The sequence below is a fragment of the uncultured Albimonas sp. genome, assembly GCF_963977235.1.
Classification (GTDB): domain Bacteria; phylum Pseudomonadota; class Alphaproteobacteria; order Rhodobacterales; family Rhodobacteraceae; genus Albimonas.
Genome location: NZ_CAXBOD010000076.1, coordinates 1 through 17754 on the forward strand (window position 1 = coordinate 1; position 17754 = coordinate 17754).

General features: G+C 71.5%; 14 protein-coding genes. 4 read left to right on the forward strand and 10 right to left on the reverse strand.

Annotated elements, in window-relative coordinates:
- Window positions 1-23: 23 nt before the first annotated feature.
- The 3 genes from AAC134_RS21305 to AAC134_RS21315 all read right to left on the reverse strand — a co-directional run bounded on the left by AAC134_RS21305 (window position 24) and on the right by AAC134_RS21315 (window position 2556).
- Window positions 24-965, reverse strand: coding sequence for a bifunctional riboflavin kinase/FAD synthetase (locus AAC134_RS21305; RefSeq protein ID WP_339951349.1), 942 nt, complete (start codon window positions 963-965; stop codon window positions 24-26).
- Between the two features lie 52 nt (window positions 966-1017).
- Window positions 1018-1461, reverse strand: a complete 444-nt coding sequence (locus AAC134_RS21310; protein ID WP_339951351.1) for a MaoC family dehydratase — start codon at window positions 1459-1461, stop codon at window positions 1018-1020.
- 189 nt (window positions 1462-1650) lie between these two features.
- On the reverse strand, window positions 1651-2556 hold the full coding sequence (locus AAC134_RS21315) for a protein-disulfide reductase DsbD domain-containing protein (RefSeq protein ID WP_339951353.1): 906 nt from the start codon (window positions 2554-2556) through the stop codon (window positions 1651-1653).
- A gap of 123 nt (window positions 2557-2679) precedes the next feature.
- Here AAC134_RS21315 and AAC134_RS21320 point away from each other — a divergent pair, with 123 nt between their 5' ends.
- Complete coding sequence (locus AAC134_RS21320) at window positions 2680-3288, forward strand: YqgE/AlgH family protein (RefSeq protein WP_339951355.1); 609 nt, start codon at window positions 2680-2682, stop codon at window positions 3286-3288.
- 80 nt (window positions 3289-3368) lie between these two features.
- Here AAC134_RS21320 and AAC134_RS21325 read toward each other — a convergent pair whose 3' ends face one another.
- From AAC134_RS21325 to AAC134_RS21350, 6 genes are all read right to left on the reverse strand, one after another.
- Window positions 3369-4049, reverse strand: a complete 681-nt coding sequence (locus AAC134_RS21325) for an SDR family NAD(P)-dependent oxidoreductase (protein ID WP_339951357.1) — start codon at window positions 4047-4049, stop codon at window positions 3369-3371.
- A 117-nt stretch (window positions 4050-4166) separates the two neighbouring features.
- On the reverse strand, window positions 4167-4904 hold the full coding sequence (locus AAC134_RS21330; RefSeq protein ID WP_339951359.1) for an FkbM family methyltransferase: 738 nt from the start codon (window positions 4902-4904) through the stop codon (window positions 4167-4169).
- 146 nt (window positions 4905-5050) lie between these two features.
- The gene (locus AAC134_RS21335) at window positions 5051-6178 is read right to left on the reverse strand and encodes a CaiB/BaiF CoA-transferase family protein (protein WP_339951361.1); all 1128 of its coding nucleotides are present in this window, start codon (window positions 6176-6178) and stop codon (window positions 5051-5053) included.
- A gap of 1 nt (window position 6179) precedes the next feature.
- Window positions 6180-7346 (reverse strand): acyl-CoA dehydrogenase family protein, encoded by a 1167-nt coding sequence (locus AAC134_RS21340; RefSeq protein WP_339951363.1) that lies wholly within the window; start codon window positions 7344-7346, stop codon window positions 6180-6182.
- Between the two features lie 101 nt (window positions 7347-7447).
- Complete coding sequence (locus tag AAC134_RS21345) at window positions 7448-9589, reverse strand: 3-hydroxyacyl-CoA dehydrogenase NAD-binding domain-containing protein (protein WP_339951365.1); 2142 nt, start codon at window positions 9587-9589, stop codon at window positions 7448-7450.
- A 5-nt stretch (window positions 9590-9594) separates the two neighbouring features.
- Entirely contained in the window at window positions 9595-10803 is a 1209-nt protein-coding gene (locus tag AAC134_RS21350) for an acetyl-CoA C-acetyltransferase (RefSeq protein WP_339951367.1), read from the reverse strand.
- Window positions 10804-11434: 631 nt separating this feature from the next.
- Between AAC134_RS21350 and AAC134_RS21355 the strand changes: the two genes are divergently transcribed.
- Together AAC134_RS21355 and AAC134_RS21360 are read left to right on the forward strand one after the other, a co-directional pair.
- On the forward strand, window positions 11435-12988 hold the full coding sequence (locus tag AAC134_RS21355) for an acyl-CoA synthetase (RefSeq protein ID WP_339951369.1): 1554 nt from the start codon (window positions 11435-11437) through the stop codon (window positions 12986-12988).
- Window positions 12988-13770, forward strand: a complete 783-nt coding sequence (locus AAC134_RS21360; RefSeq protein WP_339951371.1) for an SDR family oxidoreductase — start codon at window positions 12988-12990, stop codon at window positions 13768-13770. Before AAC134_RS21355 ends, AAC134_RS21360 begins: the two co-directional genes overlap by 1 nt.
- Before the next feature lie 220 nt (window positions 13771-13990).
- Here the strand turns inward: AAC134_RS21360 and AAC134_RS21365 are convergent, their stop codons facing one another.
- Window positions 13991-14737 carry a GntR family transcriptional regulator gene (locus AAC134_RS21365; RefSeq protein ID WP_339951373.1) on the reverse strand — a complete coding sequence of 249 codons (747 nt, stop codon included), beginning with the start codon at window positions 14735-14737 and terminating at the stop codon, window positions 13991-13993.
- A 348-nt stretch (window positions 14738-15085) separates the two neighbouring features.
- Between AAC134_RS21365 and AAC134_RS21370 the strand changes: the two genes are divergently transcribed.
- Window positions 15086-17608, forward strand: coding sequence for a mechanosensitive ion channel domain-containing protein (locus tag AAC134_RS21370; RefSeq protein WP_339951375.1), 2523 nt, complete (start codon window positions 15086-15088; stop codon window positions 17606-17608).
- The last annotated feature ends 146 nt before the right edge of the window (window positions 17609-17754 follow it).

Sequence of the window (17754 nt, forward strand, 5' to 3'; positions counted from 1 at the left end):
GGCGGGCGGAGGCCGCAGGCGCCTCAGGCGGCGGGGTCGATGCGGGCGGCCAGCCGCGCGCGCGCCAGCTCGCAGTCGGCGTGCATCTGGGCGATCAGCGGCTCGATCCCCTCGAACCGCTCCTCGCCGCGCAGGTAGGAGATCAGGGCCACCGAGACCTCCGCCCCGTAGAGATCGCCCGAGAAGTCGAACAGGTAGGTCTCGAGATTCGGCGCGTTGATCCCGAAGGTCGGCCGCACCCCCAGCGAGGCCGCGCCGGGGTAGCGCCCCGCGTGGGGCCCGTCGAGCACCTCGATCTCGACCGCGTAGACGCCGTAGCGGGGCAGCAGCAGCCCCTCGAGCACCACGTTGGCGGTCGGAAACCCCAGCTCGCGCCCGCGCTTGTCGCCATGGCTGATCGTGCCGTCGAGCCGGTGCCAGTGGCCCAGCATCCGGGCCGCGGCGACGGGATCGCCCTCGCTCAGCGCCTCGCGGATTGCGGTCGAGGAGACCCGGCCGCCCGGCCCCTCGACCATCGGGGCGGCGATGGCCTCGAAGCCGTATTTCTCGCCCAGCTCGGCCAGCATCGCGGCGTCGCCCTCGCGGCCCTTGCCGAAGCGGAAGTCCTCGCCGACCACCACGCGGCTGAGGCCGAGGCGGCGGCTGAGGATCTCGCGGGCGAACTCATCGGCCGAGAGGGCGGCCATGGCCCGGTCGAACGCCAGCTCGACGCAGACGTCGACGCCGAGCTTGGCCAGCCGGTGGCGGCGCGCGGCGGCGTTCATCAGGCGGAAGGGCGGGGCGTCGGGGGCGAAGACCTCGCGCGGGTGGGGCTCGAAGGTCACCACGCCCAGCGGCGCGCCCGGCGCGCGCGCAAGGTCGATCACCGAGGCGTGGCCCCGGTGAACGCCGTCGAAATTGCCCATGGCGGCGGAGGCGCCGCGGTCCTCGGGACGGACGTCGGTCCCGGACTGGATGAGGCGCATCGGGTCCCCTGGAAGGCCCCGGGCCAAGCCCGCAGGCCGCCCGAGATTTAGGTCAGTCGAACTTGTTGGAGGGCGCCAGAACCAGCGCCTCGCCCTTGAGGACGACCTTGTCGCCCACGCGGCATTCGCAATCAAGGGCGACGCGGCGTTTGGCGTGGATGATGTCGGCGACGGTGACCCGCGCCTCGACCGTGTCGCCGGGGCGCACGGGGGCGAGGAACTTCAGCGACTGGCCCATGTAGACCGTGCCGTGGCCGGGCAGCTGCTCGCCGATCACGGCCGAGATCAGGCTGGCGGTCAGCATCCCGTGGGCGATGCGGCCGGCAAAGATCGTGTCCTGGGCGTAATCGTCGTCCAGATGCACCGGGTTGCGGTCGGTCGACACCTGGGCGAACAGCTCGATGTCGAGGTCGGTGATGGTCTTGAGCACATAGCGGGACATGCCGATCTCCATCTCCTCGATGCAGATCGTGCCGCGCGGCAGGTTGTCGAGCATGGCGGGTCTCCCAGGGCCGGAATCGCCCGCAACGACGGGCTCGCTGCACTGCACCTAATGCATGACGGACCTGTGCGCAACTATCTTGCGCAAGATAGTTCGCCGGTATGGCTTGGTGATCGACATATTGTTGCGCTTGCGCCTCCGGGCGCGGGCCCCTGCGCGCCGGACCGGGCCGGGCCCGCGCGCTCAGCCTTCGCAGCCCTCGAAGGCCACCGCGCGGTCGGCGCCCAGCACGGTGACCCGCAGGCCGCCGCGGTCGAGCCAGCCTTCGCCCGAAGCCGGGTCCAGCCGCGCCGTCAGCCGCATCGGCAGGTCGCCCGTGGCGGGCGAGAGCTCCGCAGGCTCGAACCACATCGGGCCCGCGGCCTCGACGATCGTGTGCAGGGGGCCGTCCGGGGGGGCGGGCAGGCTGAGGCGGGCCTCGAGCCGGCGGGCCTCGCCCTCGCCGGTCAGCACGCAATCCGACAGGCGCGCGCCGCTCGCTTGGGGGGATTCGGGCAGGGCGGCCATCGCCTGCTCGATCCGCGCTCGCCCGCCCTCGGCCTGCGGGACCAGCGGCAGCGAGACCTCGGCCATCTCGGGCATGCAGATGTCCTCGCAGACGCCGTAGGCGAGGCTCAGCCGCAGCGTCGCGGGGCGCGAGGGATCGACAGGGGTGACCTTCAGCGGCAGGGTCACCTCGCGCTTGTAGCCCAGCGTCGTCATGCCGAAGAGGTCGAAGGCCACCGGCCGCGGCCACAGCACCTCGACCGAGGCGACGTTCTCCGACCCGCTCCAGTCGAACTCGGGCGGGATGCCCGCGTCGCCCGGCACCCGCCAGTAGGTCTTCCAGCCGTCGTCGATCTCGATGGTCAGGCCGGCGATGCGCCCGCCCCCGGCCGTCTGCCACCCCGGCAGCAGCCGCAGGCTCGAGCGCTGGGCCCGCGCCGTCTCGGTGACCGGGCCGCTGGCGGCCTGCGAGCTCCAGGCGATGGCGAGGCTGCGCGAGGGCCCCCCCGCCTGCGCGGGCAGGGCGAGCAGCCCGGCCAGGACGGCGAGGGCGACGGGACCCCGGCGGCGGGGACGAAAGGCAGGGCGGTGCGAGAGGCTCATGCCCTCCAGATAGCCCCGCCGGCCCGTCGCCGGAAGTCACGTTCCGGCGAACCCTTCGCGTGCGGCGCATATTTCGCCATCCAACCGTTGAAGCGCAGGGGGGAGCGGTCCATCATTCCCCTCATGACCCTGGCCCCCCCCGGAGACGCGGCCCCTGAGGCCGACCCCGACGACGGCGGTCCCCTCGAAGGGGAACTGCTGATCGCGATGCCCGCCATGGGCGATCCGCGGTTTGCGCAGACGGTGATCTTCATGTGCTCCCACGGCGACGACGGCGCCATGGGGCTGATCATCAACAAGCGCGCGCGGGAGCTGAGTTTCGCCGACCTGCTCAAGCAGGTGGGGGTGAACCCGGGCGAGGGGGCCGAGGCGTTCTCGGTCCACTTCGGCGGTCCGGTGGAGATGGGGCGCGGGTTCGTGCTGCACTCCGACGACTGGGAGGCGCCGGGCGCCACCAAGCCGCTGTCCCAAGGGCTGGCGCTGACCGCGACGGTGGACATCCTGCGCGACATGTCGGCGGGCCGGGGCCCGCGCCAGGCGGTGCTGGCGCTGGGCTATGCCGGCTGGGCGCCGGGGCAGCTCGAGCGGGAGCTGCAGGCCAACGGCTGGCTGATCTGTCCCTCCGACCCCGAGCTGGTGTTCGGCGAGGACGACGAGGGCAAGTGGCGCCGCGCCATGCTCAAGATCGGCGTCGACCCCGCCAAGCTGTCGGCCCAGAGCGGGCTCGCCTGAGCCCCGCCCGGGCGGGGTCCGCGCCGCGCCGCGGGAGTTGTCTTAAATCACATCGGTTGAGTTAATCGGGTTGGTTCGTTTCAGAACGGAACCGGCTGTCCGCGCCAGTCCTCGAAGACGCCGGTGGTCTTCATCGACAGCGCCTCGAACCGGGCGAGCAGGCCCGCGGCCGAGTCGGGGGGCGTGACCTCGGCCGAGGCGCCGCCCATGTCGGTCTGCACCCAGCCGGGGTGCCAGCAGCCCACCGCGATCCCCTCGGCCCGCAGGTCGGCGGCGAGGTTGCGCGCCACGTTCGCCGCCGCCGCCTTGCTGGCGCGATAGGCGTAGGTTCCCCCCGGCGCGCGCGCCTGGCTGCCCATGGCCGAGCCGATCACCGCGATCTTGCCGCCGGGTCGGGTCAGGAACGGCAGCAGGGTCATGGCGCTCAGGAACACGCCCGTCACGTTCACCGCGAGGCTCTCGGCCCATTGCGCGGGCGTGGGCGGCGTGGCGAGCCCGCCGCGCCCCAGCAGCACCCCGGCATTGCAGACCGCCAGATCGACGCTCCGCCCCTCGAGCGCCTCGGCAAGCCTGGGGGCCAGCGCCTCGAAGCTCTCGGGGTCGGCGACGTCGAGGGGCAGGGCGGTCGCGCCGACCTCGGCGAGCGCGGCCGAGGCGGGGTCGCGGACCAGCGCGATCACCGTGTCGCCCCGGGCGCGGGCCTGGCGGGCCATCTCGAGGCCGATGCCGCGCGCGGCGCCGGTGATGACGATCAGGGACATGGCAAGCTCCGGCAGGGGATTGGTGAGGCATGCGGCAGCGGGGCTGGGCGGTTGCGGGCGGGGCGGATGGCGACCGAAGAACGCGCTGGGAGGGCCCACTTGGCCTTGGCCCTTGGCTCAGCCTGCGCTGCGCCGGCTCTCTGCAATGGCCGCGCTGGAGATGAAGACGGCGTCCGCCCGCGCCAACGCCGGGCTCGGGTCCAGGGTCCATTCCCATTGTTCGTAGAGGCCGAACAGGCGATAGCCGCGCTGAAACATGTGCGCCAGGAGGCGCTCAATCTGGATGTGGTGATTGCTGTAGTCAGGATTCAGGCCGCATTCGAGCTGGATCAGCGCGATGCGCTGCTCGCTCATCAGTTGCTCGGCGCCGGCCAGCACCTCGATCTCGTAGCCTTCGGTGTCGATTTTCAGGATGTCGACCGAGTCGATGCGATTGCGCTCGCAGAACGCGTCCAGCGATGTGATCGGGACGGCGATCTCTTCACCCTCGCCTTCGCCGATGCGGGACATCGTGGGGTGATATGGATTGTGCCGGAACATGACCTCGCCGGGCGCGGCGCCGACGGCGCAGTTGTGGCGCCGAATTCCCGGCGCGCCGGCCAACACTTCGTCCATCCGATGGAAGTTCTGCGGCGAGGGCTCGAAGGCGTGAATTTCGGCGTTGGGAAACCTGTCCTGATACTCGAGCGACGACAGTCCGATGTTCGCGCCCACGTCAAGAATTGTCATGGGCTCGATTGGAGTGCGGGTTCGAATCTCGCTCAGGAAGTCTACGCCCCAACGCGGGTTCGGCGCTCGGCGCGCGTTGCGCCGTCGGCGTCCGATATGTCGTTTCAGTCGTTCGATCATCTGCATCGCCACGCTTCCCCCACGCCGAACAGCGCCCGCTTCACACGCAAAGGGAAAGGCGATGGATTGTCCATACGGAGTATCGCTCCTCGCCGGTCATTCGTCTCGGCGCGCGCCCGCGGGCGCGCGCCGAGACGCTCAGGCGAGGAGCGTCAGGAGAGCGCGCCGGCCGACTTCAGCCGGGCGAGATCCTGCGCCGAGAGGCCCGCGGCGGTCAGGGCCGCCTCGGTGTCGGCGCCCATCGGACGCGCCGGCTGCGGGGTCGCGGCCGGGGTGCGGTCGAAGCGCGGCGCCGGGCTCGCCATCGTCGCGCCGCCGACCTCGAGATAGGCGTTGCGCGCCACGTTGTGGGGGTGCGTCTCCGCCTCCTGGGGGGTCAGCACCGGGGCCACGCAGGAATCGCCGCCGGCGTAGATCGCCTCCCACTCGTCGCGGGTCTTGGTGCGGAAATGCGCCTCGTAGGCCGCGCGGCGCGCCTCCCACTTGGCCTTGTCGTCCTGGGTGGCGTTGTCGCCCTCGTCGAGGCCGGCCTTCTCGATCATCTCGCGGTGGAACTGCGGCTCGATCGCGCCCACCGAGATGTACTTGCCGTCACTGGTCTCGTAGCAGCGATAGAACGGCGCGCCGCCGTCGAGCATGTTGCTCTCCCGCTCGGGGCCCCAGCGGCCGGCGGCCATCAGGTTGCGGAAGATGCCGGTCATCGCCGCCACGCCGTCGATCATCGCCGTGTCGACCACCTGGCCCTTGCCCGAGCGCGACCGCTCCCACAGCCCCGAGAGCACGCCGAAGATCAGGAACATGGTGCCGCCGCCGTAGTCGGCCACCAGGTTGAGGGGCGGGGTCGGCTCCTGGCCCTTCTTGCCCATCATGCCCAGCGCGCCGGTCAGGGACACGTAGTTGAGGTCGTGGCCGGCCATCTGGCTCCACGGCCCGTCCTGGCCCCAGCCGGTCATCCGGCCGAAGACGAGGCCGGGGTTCTTCGCAAGACACACCTCGGGGCCGAGGCCCATGCGCTCCATCACGCCCGGACGGAAGCCCTCGATCAGGGCGTCGGCCGACGCGATGAGGGCGAGGGCCGCCTCGACGCCCTCGGGCGTCTTGAGGTTCAGGGCCACCGACTTCTTGTTGCGGTTGTTGACGTCGGAGGGGCGCTCGCCCCCCGACTTGCGGTCGATGACGATGACCTCGGCGCCGAGGTCGGCCATCAGCTGGCCGGCGAGCGGGCAGGGCCCGATGCCGGCCATCTCGATCAGCTTCAGTCCTTCAAGCGGTCCGGCCATGTCAGTGGTTCCTCTTGCGATCGTCGAGACCCAGGCCGCGGCCGATGATCTCCTTCATGATTTCGGACGAGCCGGCGTAGATCCGGCTGACGCGGGCGTCCACGTACTGCTTGGCGATCTCGTATTCGTCCATGTAGCCGGCGCCGCCGTGGAGCTGGACGCACTCGTCCACCACCTCGCCCTGCGTCTCCGAGGCGAAGAGCTTGATCTCGGCCGCGAGCTCGGAGGTCAGCTTGCCCGCCACATGCTGGGTCGCGCAGTGATCCAGCAGCGCCCAGGTGGCGTCGAGGCGCGTGCGCAGGTGGGCCATCTTGAAGCGCGAGTTCTGGAACAGGCCGATGGGCTTGCCGAAGGCCGTGCGCTCCTTGATGTACTGGAGCGTGATCTGGAAGGAGCGCTCGGCGGCGGACAGGCTGCCGACGGCGGAGATGATGCGCTCCTCGGCCAGGTTGTTCATCATCACCTTGAAGCCGCCGGTGGGGTCGCCCAGCACGTTTTCCTTGGGGACCTTGACGTTGTCGAAGAAGAGCTCGGAGGTGTCCTGGCCGGGCTGGCCCATCTTCTTGAGCTTCTTGCCGCGCTGGAAGCCCGGCGTGTCGGCGGGGACCAGGAACAGGCCCACGGCGTGGGACTTGTTGGGATCGGTCTTGGCGGCGACCACGATCAGCTCGGCGAGCTGGCCGTTGGAGATGTAGGTCTTCTGGCCGTTGATCACCCAGTGATCGCCCGCATCCTCGGCCTTGGTCTTCATGCCGGCGAGGTCGGAGCCGGTGCCCGGCTCGGTCAGCGCGATGGCGAGCGGCGTCTCGCCCGAGACGCAGCCCGCCATGAAGCGGTCGCGCTGGTCGTCGGTGCCGAACTTGTGCAGGTAGGGGCCCACGACCCGGTTGTGCAGCGAGGCGGCGAAGCCCGAGCCCGCGCCCGCCATCGCCATCTCCTCGATCAGGATCATGTCGTAGCGGAAGTCGTCGATGCCCGCGCCGCCGTATTTCTCGTCGGCGTACATGCACAGGAAGCCGGCCGCGCCGGCGGATTTCCACAGCTCTTTCGAGACCTTGCCGCCGTCGCGCCAGTCGTCGACGTGGGGGGTGATCTCGGCCGTGACCCATTTGCGGACGGAGTCGCGGAACATCTCGTGGTCTTGCTCGTAAAGCGTGCGGGCGATCATTCGGGGTCCTCCCGGGTGGGGGGCGCCTTGCGGGGGCGCTCTGACAGGTCCGGCCCCCGCGCCGCAGGGGGCGGGGGCCGGGAGGGGGTTCGGGGCCGCGCTCAGGCCGCCTTGGCGGCGGTCTCGCGCAGCTTGTCGTAGGCCTCGGGGCGCACGCGGAAGCGCTCGCCCCAGGCGTCGGCCAGCTCCTCGGCGCGCTTGGCGAAGGCGTCGACGCCCACGCCGCGGATGAACTGCAGCGCGCCGCCGGTCCAGGCCGGGAAGCCGATGGCCATGATCGAGCCGATGTTGGCCTCGTGCTCCGAGCGCAGGACGCCCTCGTCGAGGCAGCGCAGGGTCTCGATGGCCTGACGATAGAGCATCCGGTCCTGCGCCTCGTCCATGGTCACGCCGCCGTTGCCGGTCATGAACTGGGAGAGGCCGGGCCAGAGGGAGCGGCCCTGCGGCCCGTAGTCGTAGAAGCCGCCGCCGTAGTGGCGACCGCCGCGGCCCATCTCGACCATCTTCGGGGCGATGGCGGCCGAGGCCTCGTTCTTCACCGGGAAGCCGTCGGTGACGCCGAGGCGTTTGTCGAGCTTGCGGTGGGTCTCGCGGACCCGCTCGGAGAGCACCATCGAGACCTCGTCCTGCACCTGCAGGGGGCCGACGGGCATGCCGATCTTCCAGGCCGCCCGCTCGATCATCGCGGGCGCCATGCCGTCGATCAGGAGCGCCATGCCCTCGTTCATGAAGGTGCCGAAGACGCGGGAGGTGAAGAAGCCGCGGGAGTCGTTGACCACGATGGGCGTCTTGCCGATCTGCTGGACGTAGTCATAGGCCTTGGCCAGCGTCTCGTCGGAGGTCTTCTCGCCCAGGATCAGCTCGACGACCGCCATCTTGTCGACCGGCGAGAAGAAGTGGATGCCGATGAAGCGGGAGGGGTCCGGCGCGGCCTCGGCCAGGATCGAGATCGGCAGGGTCGAGGTGTTGGAGCCGTAGATCCCGGTCTCGCTGAGCTTGGGGAAGGTGGCGGGGATCACCTGCTCCTTCAGGGCGATGTCCTCGAAGACCGCTTCCACGATGATGTCGACGTTCTCGTAGTCGTCCTTGTCCGTGGGGCGGATGTTCGCGAGCAGGGCCTCGCCCTTCGCGTCGTCCATCCGGCCTTTGGCCTTGGCGCCCTCGACGAGCTTCTGGGAATACCCTTTGCCCTTCTCGGCGTTGGCGAGCTCGGTGTCCTTCAGCGCGGTGGGCAGGCCGCGGGCGGCGTGGGCGTAGGCGATGCCGGCGCCCATCATGCCGGCGCCGAGGACCGCCGAGGAGCCGGCCTTCCACTTCTCGGCCTTGGGGCGGAACTTGCCGCCCTTGATGGCCTGGTTGCCGAAGAAGAAGGTGGTGATGGCGGCCTTGGCCTCCTTCGAGACCACGAGGCGGAGGAACTGGCGGGACTCGTCGCGCAGGGCGCTGTCGAAGCCCATGCGCATCGAGTTCACCGCCACGTCCAGGATCCGCTCGGGCGCCGGCATCAGGCCGCGGGTCTTCTTGATCAGGAGCGTGGGGGCGACGGCGGCCACCTGCCGGACCTTGGGCGAAGTCGCGTCGCCGCCGGGATAGCGAAAACCCTTGCGGTCCCAGGGCTGGGCGGCGGCGTCGGGGTTGGCCTTGATCCAGGCTTTCGCCGCCGGGATCAGCTCTTCCTGCGTCGCCACCATCTCGTCGACCATGCCGAGCGCGAGGGCTTTCTTCGGGGCGTGGGGCTTGCCCTCCATCACCACGGGCAGGGCCTTTTCGAGGCCCAGCAGGGCGGTGGCGCGGACCACGCCGCCGGCGCCCGGCAGCAGGCCAAGGGTGACCTCGGGCAGGCCGGTGATGGCGCCCGGCGTGTCGAGGATGATGCGGCGGTTGCAGGCGAGGCAGATCTCGTAGCCGCCGCCGAGCGCCGCGCCGTTGATCGCGGCGACGACCGGGACGGGCAGCTTCTCGATGCGCCGCAGCATGCCTTTGTTCTTCTCGAGGTCGTCGAGATAGGCCTGATCGACCTCCTCGGTCGCCAGCAGGCCGTTCAGGTCGCCGCCGGCGAAGAAGGTCTTCTTGCCCGAGGCGATGACGACGCCGGTCAGGCCCTCTTCGGCGTAGAGGCGGTCGATGATCGCGGACATGCCCGACTTGTAGGCGGGCGTCATCGTGTTCGCGCCCTGGCCCTGCATGTCCATGGTCACGACGACGATGCCGTCGGCGTCTTTCTCGTAGCGGAAATCTTCCATGTTCCTCAGACCCTCTCGATGATCGAGGCGATGCCCATGCCGCCGCCCACGCACATGCAGATCAGCGCGCGCTTGAGGTTCCGACGCTCGAGCTCGTCGAGCATCGTGCCCACCAGGCAGCCGCCGGTGGCGCCCAGCGGGTGGCCCATGGCGATGGCGCCGCCGACGACGTTGAGCTTCTCGTCGGGCACGTCGAGGTCGCGCTGCAGGCGCAGGGCGACGGAGGCGAAGGCCTCGTTGATCTCCACGAGATCGATGTCGTCGATGGTCAGGCCCGCCTTGGCCAGCGCCTTCTTCGAGGCGGGGCCGGGGCCGGTGAGCATGATCGTGGGCTCGCAGGCGGTGACGGCGATGGCCAGGACCCGGCCGCGGGGCGTCAGGCCCAGGTCCTTGCCCACCTGCTCGCTGCCCACCATTACCAGCGAGGCGCCGTCGACGATGCCCGAGCTGTTGCCGGGCGTGTGGACGTGGTCGATGCGCTCGACCTGGGGGTATTTCGCGAGCGCGATGGCGTCGTAGCCCATGGCGCCGGGGGCGGCGAAGGAGGGCTTGAGGCCGCCCAGCGCCTGCATGTCGGTGGTCGGCTTGATGAAGTCGTCGCGCTGCAGGATCACCAGCCCGCTCTCGTCCTTCACCGGGACCACCGAGCGGTCGAACCAGCCGGCGTCGCGCGCGGCGGCCGCCTTCTGCTGGGAGCGCATGGCGAAGGCGTCGACGTCGTCGCGGCTGAAGCCCTCGAGCGTGGCGATCAGGTCGGCGCCGATGCCCTGGGGGACGAAGCCGGTCTGGATGTTGGTGGCCGGATCGCCCGCCATCGGCCCGCCGGAGGAGCCCATGGGCACGCGGGACATGGATTCGTAGCCCCCCGCGCAGACCAGGTCCTCCCACCCGGAGGCGACCTTGGCGGCGGCGGTGTTGAACGTGTCGAGGCCCGAGGCGCAGAAGCGGTTGACCTGGGCGCCGGGCACGGTCTCGTCCCAGCCGGCCTTCTGGAGCGCGATCTTGGGCAGGACCGAGCCCTGCTCCATCACCGGCTCGACGCAGCCCAGCATCACGTCGTCGACGCGCGCTGTGTCGAGGTCGTGGCGGGACTGCATCTCGTGCAGGAGGGTGGTGACGAGGTCGATCGGTTTGACCTCGTTCAGCGAGCCGTCCGCCTTGCCCTTGGAGCGGGGCGTGCGGATGGCGTCATAGATATAGGCGGCTTCGGCCATGGGGGCGTCTCCTCCGGGTCCGCGGCGCGGGCCCCGTCCCGGGGCGCCGACGGCCGCGCGTCGCGCGGGAGAGTGCCGGTCGCCGAGGGAGGGGGTCAAGCCTGTTAATCGGTCAGTGAATGTCCGCGCGGCGCCGCACAGCGGAATGCGCGGACCGCAGATATACGCTAACCGACCGACAGGCAAGGACATCGTCCGAAGCGACGAGACGTGGCGTCGCGACCTTGCAGGCGGGCGCCTGCGGCCGACGGGCCTGCCGCGCGCCCCGGCGAAACGCCGTGGCCAGAGGGGATTTGGGGTTGTCCGTGACCCAGGGGCGGCCAGCGTTTCCGCCGTCCGCCCTTGGGGACCGTCCACCGGCCAGGCCGGCTTTGCAGGCGTCTCCTCCCGGCGCGGCGTCTTCGCGCCGTCGCCAAAGGGTCGCCGACCCAGCGGAGCGTGCGTTCGCTCTCCGGGGCGGCCGGGGGCACCGTATGCGGCGGGCGGTCGCAGCGCAAGCGCGCTTTGCATTCCGCACGCCCGCGCGTTAATGGCATGATTAAGACCGACTCCCGCGGCCCCGCGCCCGGCGTCGGAGGGATCGAAGCCGGGCGCGGCCTCGCCGCCAGCCCGGACGGCCAGGGAGGATTGGATGAAGCACCCGTCGCATCACGCGAAGACCACGCCCGACAAGCTCGCCTATGTGATGGCGGGCTCCGGCAAGGGGCTGACCTACGCCCAGCTCGACGCGGTCTCCAACCGCGGCGCCCAGGCGTTGCGGTCGCTCGGCGTGCGCAAGGGCGAGGGCGTCGCGATCCTGATGGAGAACCGGCTGGAGTTCATGGAGATCCTGTGGGCCTGCCACCGGGCCGGGATCGTCTACACCGCCGTCTCGCGCTACCTGACCCCCGAGGAGGCCGGCTACATCATCCAGGACTGCGGCGCGAAGGTGTTCGTCACCTCCGAGCGCTATGCCGAGCGGGCGGCCGAGTTCGCCGCCCACACCAACCCCGGGACCCGGCTGATGATGGTGGGCGGGACCGCCGAGGGCTACGAGAGCTGGGAGGCGCTGGTCGCCGCCCAGCCCGCAGAGCCGATCGCCGACGGCTGCGCGGGGACCGACATGCTCTATTCCTCGGGCACCACGGGGCGGCCCAAGGGCATCTCCAAGGCCTGGGTCGAGGAGCCGATCGACCACATCAACCCGTTCCTCGAGATGCTGGTCGGGATGAAGTGCGGGGCGAACGCGGACTCGGTCTATCTCTCGCCCGCGCCGCTTTATCACGCCGCTCCGCTGCGCTTCTGCCTGATCATGGGCGCCTTCGGCGGCACCTGCGTGATCATGGAGCGGTTCGACCCCGAGGAATACCTCGCCGCGGTCGAGAAGTATGGCGTCACCCACTCCCAGCTGGTGCCCACGATGTTCGTGCGGATGCTCAAGCTGCCCGAGGCGGTGCGCGCGAAATACGACGTTTCGACCATCCGGACGGCGGTGCATGCCGCGGCCCCCTGTCCGCGCGAGATCAAGCAGAAGATGATCGACTGGTGGGGCCCGGTGCTGGTCGAATACTACGCCGGCACCGAGGGCAACGGCGCCACCTTCTGCGACAGCCATGAGTGGCTGAGCCACCCCGGCACGGTCGGCAAGCCCATCGTCGGCTCGATCTACATCGCCGGCCCCGACGGCGAGGAGCTGCCCCAGGGCGAGACCGGGGGCGTCTACTTCAACACCGGCATCGACTTCGTCTATTTCGGCGACCCGGAGAAGACCGCGAAGTCGTTCCTCAAGCCGGGCGTCGGCACGCTGGGCGACGTGGGGTTCCTGGACGGGGACGGGTATCTTTATCTGACCGACCGGGCCTCCTACACGATCATCTCGGGCGGGGTGAACATCTACCCGCAGGAGACCGAGGACCTGCTGATCACCCATGAGAAGATCGCCGACGCCGCCGTCTTCGGCGTGCCCGACGAGGAGATGGGCGAGGCGGTCAAGGCCGTGGTGCAGCTGATGAACCCGGCCGAGGCGTCCGACGACCTCGCCGCCGAGCTGATCGCCTGGACCAGGACCCGGCTGAGCCATGTGAAGGCGCCCAGGTCGATCGACTTCCGCGCCGAGCTGCCCCGCACCGCCACCGGCAAGCTGATGAAGCGCCTGCTCAAGGACGAGTACTGGGCCGAGGCGAAACAGACGCAGGGAGCCGCATGATGGCGAAGAATCCTTTTGATCTCTCGGGCCGCGTCGCGGTCGTCACCGGCGGCAACGGCGGCATCGGCCTAGGCATGGCCGAGGGGCTGGCCGCGATGGGCGCCAACGTCGCCGTCTGGGCCCGCAACGAGGAGAAGAACGCCAGGGCCCTCAAGCGCCTGGCCGACGCGCCGGGCGAGGCGATGGCGCTGCCCGTCGACGTCAACGACGCGGCCGCGGTCGAGGCCGCGATGGCCCAGACGCTGGAGCGGTTCGGGCGGGTGGACGGGATGTTCGCCAACGCCGGGATCTCGGCGCGCAAGTCCTCGATCCTCGAGCGGACCGAGGAGGACTGGCTCAAGGTGCTCGAGGCCAACGTGCTGGGCGTGCACCGCTGCTTCAAGGCGGCCGCGGCCCACATGGTCGAGCGGGCGAAGGACGGCGACGCCTTCGGGCGTCTGGTGGTGACCTCCTCCACCTCGACGATCTTCGGGGCGGCGACGTCCGAGCCCTACGGCGCCTCGAAGGGCGCGGTGCTCTCGATGATGCGGGCGCTGGCGGTCGAGCTGGCGCGCTTCGGGATCACGGCGAACGCGATCCTGCCGGGCTGGACCGAGTCGGAGATGACCGCGCCGGCCTTCGCCAACGAGAAGTTCGTGAAGGCGACCATGGCCCGGACCCCGATCCGGCGCTACTGCACGCCCGAGGATTTCTCGAACCTCGCGGTCTACCTGATGACCAACGGCGCCTCGGCCCATACCGGGGACTGCCTGCGGATCGACGGCGGCTACTCGATCTTCTGACCTGTGCGAGGGCGGCGGGCCCCGCGCCCCCGCCCTCGCGCCGACGCGGCCCCTGCAGGTCTGGCGCGGGGGTCGTCGCCGGCGCCCCCGGTCGATCCCGACGCCCGGATGTCTCCGTGCGAGACCTGGCCCGCGGGCGCCGCGCCCGCCGCGCGCCGCGGGCGGACGCCCGGTCCCGGGCGCGCGGCCCGACGCGGCGCCTCCGCCCTCGGGCGGGCGCTCAGCGGCCGAGCAGGCGCAGGCCCGGCACCTTGTCGACCAGGTTCCGATCCGTGAGCACCGCGTCCAGGTTGCGCCGCGCGAGGCGGGCGTGCTCGCGCGCCAGCGCCTCGGCCCGCGCGCCCTGGCGGCCCTCGATCGCCTCGAGGATCGCGCGGTGCTGGCTCTGGCCCACCGCCAGCGAGGCGCGCAGGTCCGGGATCCCCGCCTGCGCGGTCAGGAAGGCCGAGGGCTCGGCGAAGGGCAGGCGGGCCGCGCGCTCGATCTCGGCGACCAGGATGCGCGAGCCTGACAGCGCCGCGAGGCAGGCGTGGAAGGCGGCGTTGGCGCCGCGATAGGCCTCGACGTCGGCCGTCTCCACCCCCGGCGCCAGCAGCGCGTCGATCCCGGCGAGCTGGGCGGCGGCCTCGCCCAGGCGCGCGGGGTCGACGCCGCGCTCGGCGGCCAGGCGCGCGGCCGTGCCCTCGAGCACCCCGCGCAGCTCGATGGCGTCGGCGACGTCGGCCGGCGCGAAGGCGCGCACGGTCCAGCCGCCCGAGGGGATCTCCTCGAGCAGCCCCTCCTGTCCCATCCGCGCCAGCGCCGAGCGGACCGGGGTGCGCGAGAGCTTCAGCCGGGCGGCAAGCTCGACCTCCGAGAGCCGCTCGCCCGGCAGATAGGCGCCCGAGAACACCAGGTCGCGCAGCCCCGAGAGCGCCCGCCCGCTCTGCGAGGCGGCGCGGCCGCCCGTCGCGGCGCGCGGGCTCATCGCGCGCGTCCCGGGCGCGCGGCTGGATGCAGGCTGCATGCAGAGCGCGGTGCGGGTCGGAAGCCGGGCCCGAAACCGGCCAGGGCGCGCGGGGCGGGGGAGGGGTTTCGGGAACGGGTCATGCGCGAGTCTCTCCCTGGCGCCGGCGCCTCGGGCGGGGTCCGGATCGAGGGCGGGCGCGGCCGTTTGTGTATGCAGCCGCGGGGCCGGGCGGTCAAACCTCCGGCCGAGGCCAAGCGCCGCCCGGGCGCCTCGCGGGGGTGACAAGCCGCGCTCAGGCGCTAGCTTGCGCGCCGGCGCCTGCCGAACGCGGCCCAGGCCAGATGAACCGGCACCCGGAGGAGCCCCTTGCCCCCCATCGACATCCGCCCGCCCGTCCCGACGCCTCGTCCCACGCCCGCTCCCCCGCCGCAGCGCGCCCGCACCGCGGCCGCCCCGCGCGGAGGACGGCCGGCGTGGACGCGCCTGCTGCTGGCGCTGATCGCGAGCCTCTGGGTTCTCGCCCCCCTTCAGGCGCAGGCCCAGGGGATGCCGGGCGTTCCCCAGGCCGCCTCGGGCGAGAGTTCGGGCGAGGGCTCGGGCGAAGCTGGGGGCGAGGCGATGGCCGCCGACCTGCCCACCGCCGCGCTGCTCGAGGTCCTGAAGAACTCGGAGGCGCGCGACCGCCTGATCCAGGCGCTGGAGCAGGCGCAGCAGGGCGAAGGGAAACCGGAACAGGGCCAGGCCGAAGGCGGCGGCGCGGATGCGTCGGGCAAGGCGGATGCGTCGGGCAAGGAGGCGCCGACGGTGGCCCCCGCCCCCGGCGAGGACGGGCTGGGCGCGCGCATCGCCCAGATCTCGCAGGAATGGGTGAACGCGGTCGCCGGGGCCGCGACCTCGACCTGGGACGAGCTGATGGCCGCGCCCGAGCGCCTGCAGGGCCTGGGCCAGGCGGTCGAGCCCGCCGTGCTGCTCGCCGCGCTCAAGGAGCTGGGCCTGACCATCGTGGGGACCTACGCGGTCTACCTCCTGATCCGGCTGGGCGCGGGGGGGCTCCGGCGGCGGATCGGACGCTCGGGCGACGCGGGCGGGGCGCTGCACAAGCTGCTGATGGGCCTGCTGATGGCCGCGCTCGACGCGGCCACGGTGCTGGCGGCCTGGGCGGTGGGCTATGCCATCGCCACCTTCGCGCTGGACCCGCCGGGCTCGGTCGGGATCCGGCAGACGCTCTATCTCAACGCCTTCGTGGCCGTCGAGATCACCCGCAACGTGATCCGGATGCTGCTGCGCCCCGAGACCGGCTCGCTGCGGATGATCCCGGTGCCCGATGCGGGGGCGAGCTATCTCGCCTCGCGGCTGGTCGCGGCGGCGGCGATCCTGGGCTACGGGCAGCTGCTGGCGGCGCCGATCGTGGCGCGCAACGCCGGCTGGCAGGCCGGCCAGGCGGTCGGCGTCGCGGTGGGGCTGATCGTGGTGGCGATCGGCGTGATCGCGGTGCTGCGCCACCGCCGCCACGTCGCCGACTGGCTGACCCCCGCCGAACCCGAGAGCCGCAAGGTCTTCGCCACGCTGGCGCGGCTGTGGCATGTGCCGGCGCTGATCTATCTCGCCGTGCTGTTCGTGATCGTGCTGACCCGGCCGGGGAACGTGCTGTGGCCGGTGCTCGAGGCCTCGGGCAAGATCCTGCTGGCGATCGTGATCGGGATGATGATCAACGGCTTCCTCGCCGCGCGGATGCGCGAGGGGGTGCGCCTGCCCGACACGCTGCGCGACAAGCTGCCGCTTCTGGAACAGCGGCTGAACGCCTTCGTGCCCAAGCTGCTGCTGGCGGTGCGGGTGATCGTGGCGGTGGTGGTGCTGGGCGTGGCGCTCGAGCAGGCGGGGGTCTTCGACACCGAGGGCTGGCTCGCGACCGAGACCGGGCTGCGGATCACCGGCGCGGCGGTCGCCGTCTTCCTGATCCTGCTGGGGGCGTTCCTGGTGTGGCTGGCGTTCTCGGCCTGGGTCGACTGGCGGCTGAGCCCGGACGTGGGGCGGGTGCCGACCCCGCGCGAGACGACGCTGCTGAGCCTCCTGCGCAACGCGGCCACGATCGCGCTGCTGCTGATCACGCTGATGTTTGCGCTGAGCGAGCTCGGGATCGACATCGCGCCGCTGATCGCCTCGGCCGGCGTGCTGGGCCTGGCCATCGGTTTCGGCGCGCAGAAGCTGGTGCAGGACGTGATCACGGGCGTGTTCATCCAGCTCGAGAACGCGATGAACGTGGGCGACGTGGTGACGGTCGGCGGGATCACCGGGGGGGTCGAGAAGCTGACGGTGCGCTCGGTCTCGATCCGGGACCTGTCGGGGACCTATCACCTGATCCCGTTCAGCTCGGTCGACGGGGTGTCGAACTTCACCCGCGATTTCGCCTACTGCGTGATGGATGCGGGCATCGCCTATCGCGAGGACATCGACGAGGCCAAGCAGGGCGTGCTGGACGCCTTCGCCGCCCTGCAGGGCGACGAGACCCAGGCCGCGGCGCTGCTCGGCGATGTGGAGTGGTTCGGCGTGCAGGCGCTGGGCGACAGCGCGGTGGTGCTGCGGGCGCGGGTGAAGACCAAGCCGGGGTCCCAGTGGGGTTTCGGGCGCGCCTGGAACGAGCAGATCAAGAAGATCTTCGATGCGCGCGGGATCGAGATCCCGTTCCCGCACCAGACGATCTACTTCGGCGAGCTCAAGGACGGCTCGGCGCCGGCCATGCACCTGGTGCGCGACGACAAGGCCAAGATCGTCGAGGGCGAGGCTTCCCCGGCCCCTGAGACGGCGGACGGGTCGGAGGAGCAGGAGCCTCGCCCGCCGCGCACCGACAAATCGCTGGCGCGCGACATGCCCGAGGACGACGACCCCTGACGCGCCGCCCCGGCCGGCGCGCCGGCGCCGCGTCGGGCGGGGCGCCTGATTGGTCGGGTCCGCCCGCGGCGCGTTGCGGGCGGGGGCGCCCGGGGCCAGGGGAGCCTGGCCGGTGAGGTCGGGAGGCGCCGCGTCGGGCGGGGCGC